The sequence below is a fragment of the Mesorhizobium sp. M7D.F.Ca.US.004.03.1.1 genome (assembly GCF_003998635.1).
GTDB lineage: Bacteria > Pseudomonadota > Alphaproteobacteria > Rhizobiales > Rhizobiaceae > Mesorhizobium > Mesorhizobium loti.
The window spans coordinates 1-6,597 of the sequence record NZ_RZQG01000284.1 but is presented as its reverse complement, the minus strand read 5'-3'; the positions used below and the strand labels follow the sequence as shown (position 1 = coordinate 6,597).

Below are 6,597 nucleotides of genomic sequence, written 5' to 3'. Positions count from 1 at the left end.
GGCCAGAATGAGGCTTCGTCGATCGATCATCATGGTTCTCCCGACCGTGTGGGTGCCGACAGTGCCCGCAGGCGCCACGAGCGTCCCGTTAAGGTCTGGTTCGGCGATCGATCATCGATCCGACCCGCGAATGACACTCGAGCTTTTGGGGACTCATCCGCGGCAGAGGAGGCCGGTTCAAACCGGGCTTCGTCGAACTCGCATCGGGTCGCAACTCTCGGAGCATCAGGCTGCATCAAATGCACTGTCCTTGCAGTTCAGTTCACGAAATCAATATCTACCCCTTGACGGTCTCATCTGGCCATCACCACCTAAGTATTTGGGCAAGCATTCCAGCCACATGGGTAGTGTCCCGGGTTTCAATGCCAGATGCACGCGCTCTCCTTCATGTGAAGGGAACCACAATGCTTTCCAGCAGTTGAATCTGTGATGAGCCGTCTGGCACCCAGAACGGCTCCGAGGACCAGAATCATGCGAGAGAACCAGTCTGACGTCTTCGATCTGTTTTCGGAAATTTATACGAGCGTGGCGCAGGAGGAGATCAGCCTCCAGCAATATCTCCTTGCCTGCCGGGAAGACAAATCGATGTATGCCTCGGCGCCTGAACGGATGGTCGAGGCGATCGGCGAGCCGAACCTGGTCGACACCAGCAAGGATGAGCGGCTCGGCCGCATTTTCTCCAACCGGACCGTGAAGGTGTACCCCTCCTTTGCAGATTTCTATGGCATGGAGGACACGATCGAGCGCATCGCCGGCTATTTTCGCTATGCCTCCCAAGGGCTCGAGGAGCGCAAGCAGATCCTCTATCTCCTCGGCCCGGTCGGTGGCGGCAAATCCTCGCTTGCCGAACGGCTGAAGAAATTGATGGAGCAGCGCCCAATCTACACGCTGAAGGTCGGTAACCAGATCAGCCCGGTTTTCGAATCGCCACTTGGCCTTTTCCATCCCGATCGCATGGGCGACTTGCTGGAGGACAAATACGGCATAGCCCGACGCCGACTGAACGGGCTCATCTCGCCATGGGCGGCCAAGCGCCTCGACGAACTGGCCGGCGACATTTCCAAATTCAGCGTGGTCAAGTTGATGCCTTCGCGACTACGCCAGATCGGCATTGCCAAGACAGAGCCTGGCGATGAGAACAATCAGGATGTCTCGGCCCTGGTTGGCAAAGTCGACATCCGGCAATTGGAAAATTTCAGCCAGTCCGATCCAGATGCTTATTCCTACAGCGGCGGACTGAACCGGACCACACAGGGCCTGCTCGAATTCGTCGAGATGTTCAAGGCGCCTATCAAGGTTCTGCATCCGTTGCTGACGGCGACCCAGGAAGGCAGCTACAACGGTACCGAGAATTTCGGCGCCTTTCCCTATCAGGGGATCATCGTGGCCCATTCCAACGAATCGGAATGGCAACAGTTCAAGAACAACAAGAACAACGAGGCCTTTCTCGACCGCATCCTCGTGGTCAAGGTGCCGTATTGCCTGCGGACCACCGAAGAAAGGCAGATTTACGAAAAGCTGCTGCGGGAGAGCGAATTGGCCGCCAGCCCCTGCGCCCCCGAGGTGCTGGACCTTCTCAGCCGGTTCACCGTCTCGACCCGCCTTGCCGAGCATGACAATTCGCCGCTCTACACCAAGATGCGCGCCTATGACGGCGAGAACCAGAAGGACGTCGACCCCAAGGCGAAGTCGGTCCAGGAATATCGCGACGCCGCCGGCGTCGCCGAAGGCATGACCGGCGTCAGCACACGCTTCGCCTTCAAGATCCTGTCGCAGACATTCAACTACGACACGAAGGAGGTGGCTGCCGATCCCGTGCATCTGATGTACATCCTGGAAGAGGCGATCAAGCGCGAGCAGTTTCCAAAGGAGATGGAAGCTGCCTATCTCGAGTTCATCAAGTCGGAATTGGCAACGCGCTATGCCGAGTTCATCGGCCACGAAATCCAGAAGGCCTATCTGGAATCGTACAGCGAGTATGGCCAGAACCTCTTTGACCGTTACATTGCCTATGCCGATGCCTGGATCGAGGATCAGGACTACAAGGATCCAGATACCGGCCAGGTGCTCAATCGCGAGGTATTGGAAAAGGAATTGTCCCAGGTTGAAAAGCCGGCCGGCATCGCCAATCCCAAGGACTTCCGCAATGAGGTTGTGAAGTTCACGCTGCGCGCTCGCGCAAGGAACGACGGCCGCAACCCGTCATGGACGAGTTATGAAAAGCTGCGCGAAGTGATCGAGAAGCGGATGTTCGGACAGGTCGAAGATCTCTTGCCCGTGATCAGCTTCGGTTCCAAGCAGGACAGCGTCACGGAAAAACGCCACAATGAATTCGTGCAGCGGATGGTTGAGCGCGGCTACACCCAGCGGCAGGTGCGTCGCCTTGTGGATTGGTATATGCGAGTGAACAAGGCGGGTTGAGAGAGCCCGGATGGGTCCATGCCGATCTTCATCGACCGTCGCCTGAATCCAAAGGACAAGAGCCTCGGCAATCGCCAGCGCTTTCTCAAGCGTGTGCGCGAGGAACTGAAGCGGAGCATACGCGATCAGATCCGCACCGGCAGGATCGCCGACGTGGATGCCGAGCACGCCGTACCCATGCCTGAAACAGGCACGGCCGAGCCGAGCTTCAACAACGCCTGGAACAGCGGCAGGCGCCAGCACATCCTGCCGGGCAACAGGCATTTCTCCCCTGGAGACCTGATCCCCAAGCCCGGCGGAGGCGCGGGAGCGTCGTCCCCGGGGAACACGGCGTCTGAAGACGACTTTCGTTTCGTGCTGTCACGCGAGGAGGTGCTCGATCTTTTTTTCGAGGATCTCGAACTCCCAGATATGGTCAAGCTCAACCTCAAGGAGATCCTTGCCTACAAGCCGCGCCGGGCTGGCTTCGCCGCCACCGGTTCACCGACCAACATCAATGTTGGGCGCACGATGCGTAACAGCCATGGCCGCCGCATTGCGTTGAGGCGTCCTAAGCAGGAGGAGTTGGACGCGATCCTCCGGGAAATCGCCACGTTTGAGGAGGTGCCATCCAGTGCGGCGGCGCATCAGCGCGTTGCGGCGTTGCGCGAAGAGCTTGACCGGCTGGAGCGGCGGCGCAGGCGAATTGCCTATGTCGATCCGGTCGACATCCGGTTCAACCGCTTCGATCCCCGACCCGTGCCGAACGCCAATGCCGTCATGTTCTGTCTGATGGATGTGTCTGGCTCGATGGGCGAGCGCGAAAAGGACTTGGCCAAGCGCTTCTTCGTACTGCTGCACCTGTTCTTGAAACGGCGGTACGACCGCATCGAAATCGTCTTCATCCGCCACACGCATCTGGCCCAGGAGGTCGACGAGGAAACATTCTTCTACAACACGCAAAGCGGCGGCACTGTCGTTTCCACCGCGCTGGAGGAAATGCACCGCATTATTGACGAACGTTACCCCGTCCACGAATGGAACATCTACGCCGCCCAGGCCTCGGACGGCGACAATTTCGCCGGCGATTCCGAGCGATGCATAGCATTGCTCAACGGCAAGCTCATGCGGTTGTGCCAGTATTTTGCCTATGTCGAGATCATCGACGAGCGTGAAGCCCATATCTTCGGCGCGACTGAAAACGGGACATCGCTGTGGCGTGCCTATAGCGAAGTCGACCAGAGATGGCCGAACTTCCAGATGAGCCGCATCGCCACGCCCGCCGATATCTATCCGGTCTTCCGCCAGCTCTTCGGCAGACAGCCGGCTCCCCTTAAGAGAGCGTGAAGGTGTCCGATGGCCCGACAAGCCAGTAAATCCAGCCTGCTTTTTTCGGGGTCCGACTGGGATTTCAAGACATTGTCGCGGGCCTATGATGCGATCGAGGCAATCGCCGTCGAAGAGCTTCATCTCGATACCTATCCCGTGCAGATGGAGATCATCTCCTCCCAGCAGATGCTCGACGCCTATTCGTCGGTCGGCATGCCGCTGATGTACCGTCACTGGTCTTTCGGCAAACATTTCCTCTACCAGGACCTGCTCTATCGCAAAGGTGGGCGAGGGCTTGCCTATGAACTGGTCATCAATTCCAATCCTTGCATCGTCTATCTGATGGAGGAAAACACCATGGCCTTGCAGGCCTTGGTGACGGCCCATGCTGCGCTCGGGCACAACCATTTCTTCAAGAACAATCAGTTGTTCAAGCAGTGGACGGACGCTGGGGCGATCCTTAGCTACCTCGATTTCGCCAAGGGCTACATTGTCCGTTGCGAGGAGCGGCACGGCCTCGCCGCCGTCGAGGCTGTTCTCGATTCCGCCCACGCGCTGATGGCGCAGGGCGTGTTCCGTTATCACCGGCCGCCGAAGCTGTCGTCGGAGCGGCAGCGCGAAGGGCTTCGCGAGCGCCTCGAATACGAAGAGCAGTCCTACAATGATTTATGGCGCACGCTGCCGCCGTCGCAGCGAAAGGCCAACGACAAGGGACAAGACCCGGAGCGGAAGAAATCGCTCAACCTGCCCGAAGAAAACCTGCTTTATTTCCTGGAAAAGAACAGCTTGGTCCTGGAGCCTTGGCAGCGTGAGATCATCAGGATCGTTCGCGTCATAGCACAATATTTTTATCCGCAACGGCAGACACAGGTGATGAACGAGGGCTGCGCAACTTTCGTCCACTATACGCTGATGAACATGCTGTTCGATCGCGGCCAGATTAGCGAAGGCGCCATGCTCGAAATCCTGCGCAATCATTCCAACGTGGTCTTCCAGCCGGCGTTCGACGATCCGCGCTTTTCCGGCATCAACCCCTACGCTCTCGGCCTCGATATGATGCAGGACATTCAGCGCATCTCGACCAAGCCGACGGCCGAGGATCGGGACTGGTTTCCCGACATCGCCGGCCACGGCAACTGGCGCGAGGTCCTACTTGGCGCCTGGGCGGATCACCGCGACGAGTCCTTTATCCGCCAGTATCTCAGTCCTGCCTTGATCCGGAAATGGCGGTTCTTTGTGGTCGGCGACGCTGCCGACCAACCGCACTGCCAAGTCGCTTCGATCCACAACGAACGCGGCTATGACGAGATACGCGCCGCGCTCGCTCACAGCTACGAGGTCGGCGCGAACCAACCGGACATTCAGGTGGTGGATGTCGATCTGCTCGGCGACCGACATTTGCGACTGCAGCACAAGGTCAACAACGGCATCCTTCTCGATGATGCCAGCCGCGACGCTACGCTTCGTCACATCCGCAGGCTTTGGGGTTATGAGGTCAGCTTGGCGGCTGTCGACGCTGAGACGGGTGTGGCGATCCACGAACGCTCGACGAGCCAGATCGCGGAATGAGGCTCCGTAGCTGCGCTGGTCCTCGCAGCTCCTCAACGCGCTTCAGGCGTCGCCGGCTGGCCTGATCCTCAGCCTGGCGATCCGGTTCTTGTCGCGTTTCATGACGATGAAGCGCTTGCCGTGGAAGGTGAAGGCCTGTTTCTCCTCGGGGATCGACTGCGTCTCGTGGATGACGAGGCCGGCAATGGTGGTTGCTTCCTCGTCCGGCAGGTTCCAGTCGAGCGCCCGGTTGAGGTCGCGGATCGGCACCGTGCCGTCGACGACGACGGAGCCGTCGGCCTCCTGCTTGACGCCCTGGATGTCGACATCGTGCTCGTCAGCGATCTCGCCGACGATCTCCTCGATAATGTCCTCTAGCGTCACCAGCCCTTCGACCTCGCCATATTCGTCGACGACGATAGCGAAATGCGCCTTGCGGCGCAGGAAGGCGTTGAGCTGTTCCTGCAAAGTCGTCGTGTCGGGCACGAACCAGGGTTTCGACGCGATCTTCATCACGTCGATCCTGGAGAAATCGTTGCCGACTTCGTTGAGCGCGCGCAGTAGGTCTTTGGCGTGCAGCACACCGACGATGTTGTCGAGTGAGCCCTTCCACAGCGGCATGCGGGTGTGCGGGCTCTGCAGGATCTCGCGCACAACCGCTTCAGGTGCATTGTCGGCATTGACCGAGCGCATGTTGGTGCGGTGGACCATGATATCGGAGACTTCGAGCTCAGCGAGATCGAACAGGCCGCCGACACGGTCGCGGTCCTCGCGCACCACCTGGCCGTCGCGGCGGAAATCGTCGACCGCGCCGCGCAACTCGTCCTGGGTCGAACGCTGCGGCTCGATGCGAGACAGCTCGTAGCCGAAAGCGGCAAGCAGGCGCGTGCGCAAGGCAACGGCCAGCAGGACGAGGGCGGCGAGGACAGCGACGACGATCCAGCCGGTCTCGTTCATCTCCGATCGCTTTCCTTCGGGCCTGGGTGGTTCTCCCTGAGGAACGACAGCACTTCCGAAGCCGGCACATCCTTGGCGATGAAGGCCTGGCCGATGCCGCGCGTCAGGATGAAGGTCAGCGCGCCGCGCGAGACCTTCTTGTCCTGGGTGATGAAGGCCAGCAGCGCCTCGGCGTCGGGCAAATCACCCGGAATGTCGACTATCCGCCAAGGCAGGCCGACGGCGCGCAGATGCGCCTCGACGCGCGCGGCATCGTCGGGGCTGGCCAGGTTGAGCCGCGACGAGAACCGGTACGCCAGCGCCATGCCGATAGCGACCCCCTCGCCATGGACGAGGCGGGGTCCGTCATAATGGGGGGCGGGT

The 6,597-nt window shown here is 59.7% G+C and carries 4 protein-coding genes and 1 pseudogene; 3 read left to right on the top strand and 2 right to left on the bottom strand.

The window, feature by feature from the left end; all coding sequences use genetic code 11:
• Positions 1-471 precede the first annotated feature (471 nt).
• Genes EN935_RS17250 through EN935_RS17240 form a run of 3 tightly spaced genes read left to right on the top strand, consistent with a single transcriptional unit; the run spans position 472 to position 5,298 of the window.
• On the top strand, positions 472-2,421 hold the full coding sequence (locus EN935_RS17250) for a PrkA family serine protein kinase (RefSeq protein WP_109671603.1): 1,950 nt from the start codon (positions 472-474) through the stop codon (positions 2,419-2,421).
• An 18-nt stretch (positions 2,422-2,439) separates the two neighbouring features.
• On the top strand, positions 2,440-3,747 hold the full coding sequence (locus EN935_RS17245) for a YeaH/YhbH family protein (RefSeq protein ID WP_127262697.1): 1,308 nt from the start codon (positions 2,440-2,442) through the stop codon (positions 3,745-3,747).
• Between the two features lie 9 nt (positions 3,748-3,756).
• Positions 3,757-5,298 carry a SpoVR family protein gene (locus tag EN935_RS17240; protein ID WP_109671601.1) on the top strand — a complete coding sequence of 514 codons (1,542 nt, stop codon included), beginning with the start codon at positions 3,757-3,759 and terminating at the stop codon, positions 5,296-5,298.
• Between the two features lie 42 nt (positions 5,299-5,340).
• Here EN935_RS17240 and EN935_RS17235 read toward each other — a convergent pair whose 3' ends face one another.
• Positions 5,341-6,234, bottom strand: a complete 894-nt coding sequence (locus EN935_RS17235) for an HlyC/CorC family transporter (protein WP_126070708.1) — start codon at positions 6,232-6,234, stop codon at positions 5,341-5,343.
• A pseudogene (locus EN935_RS17230) lies at positions 6,231-6,597 on the bottom strand (3-dehydroquinate synthase); the annotation flags it as partial. The pseudogene EN935_RS17230 and the gene EN935_RS17235, both read right to left, overlap by 4 nt.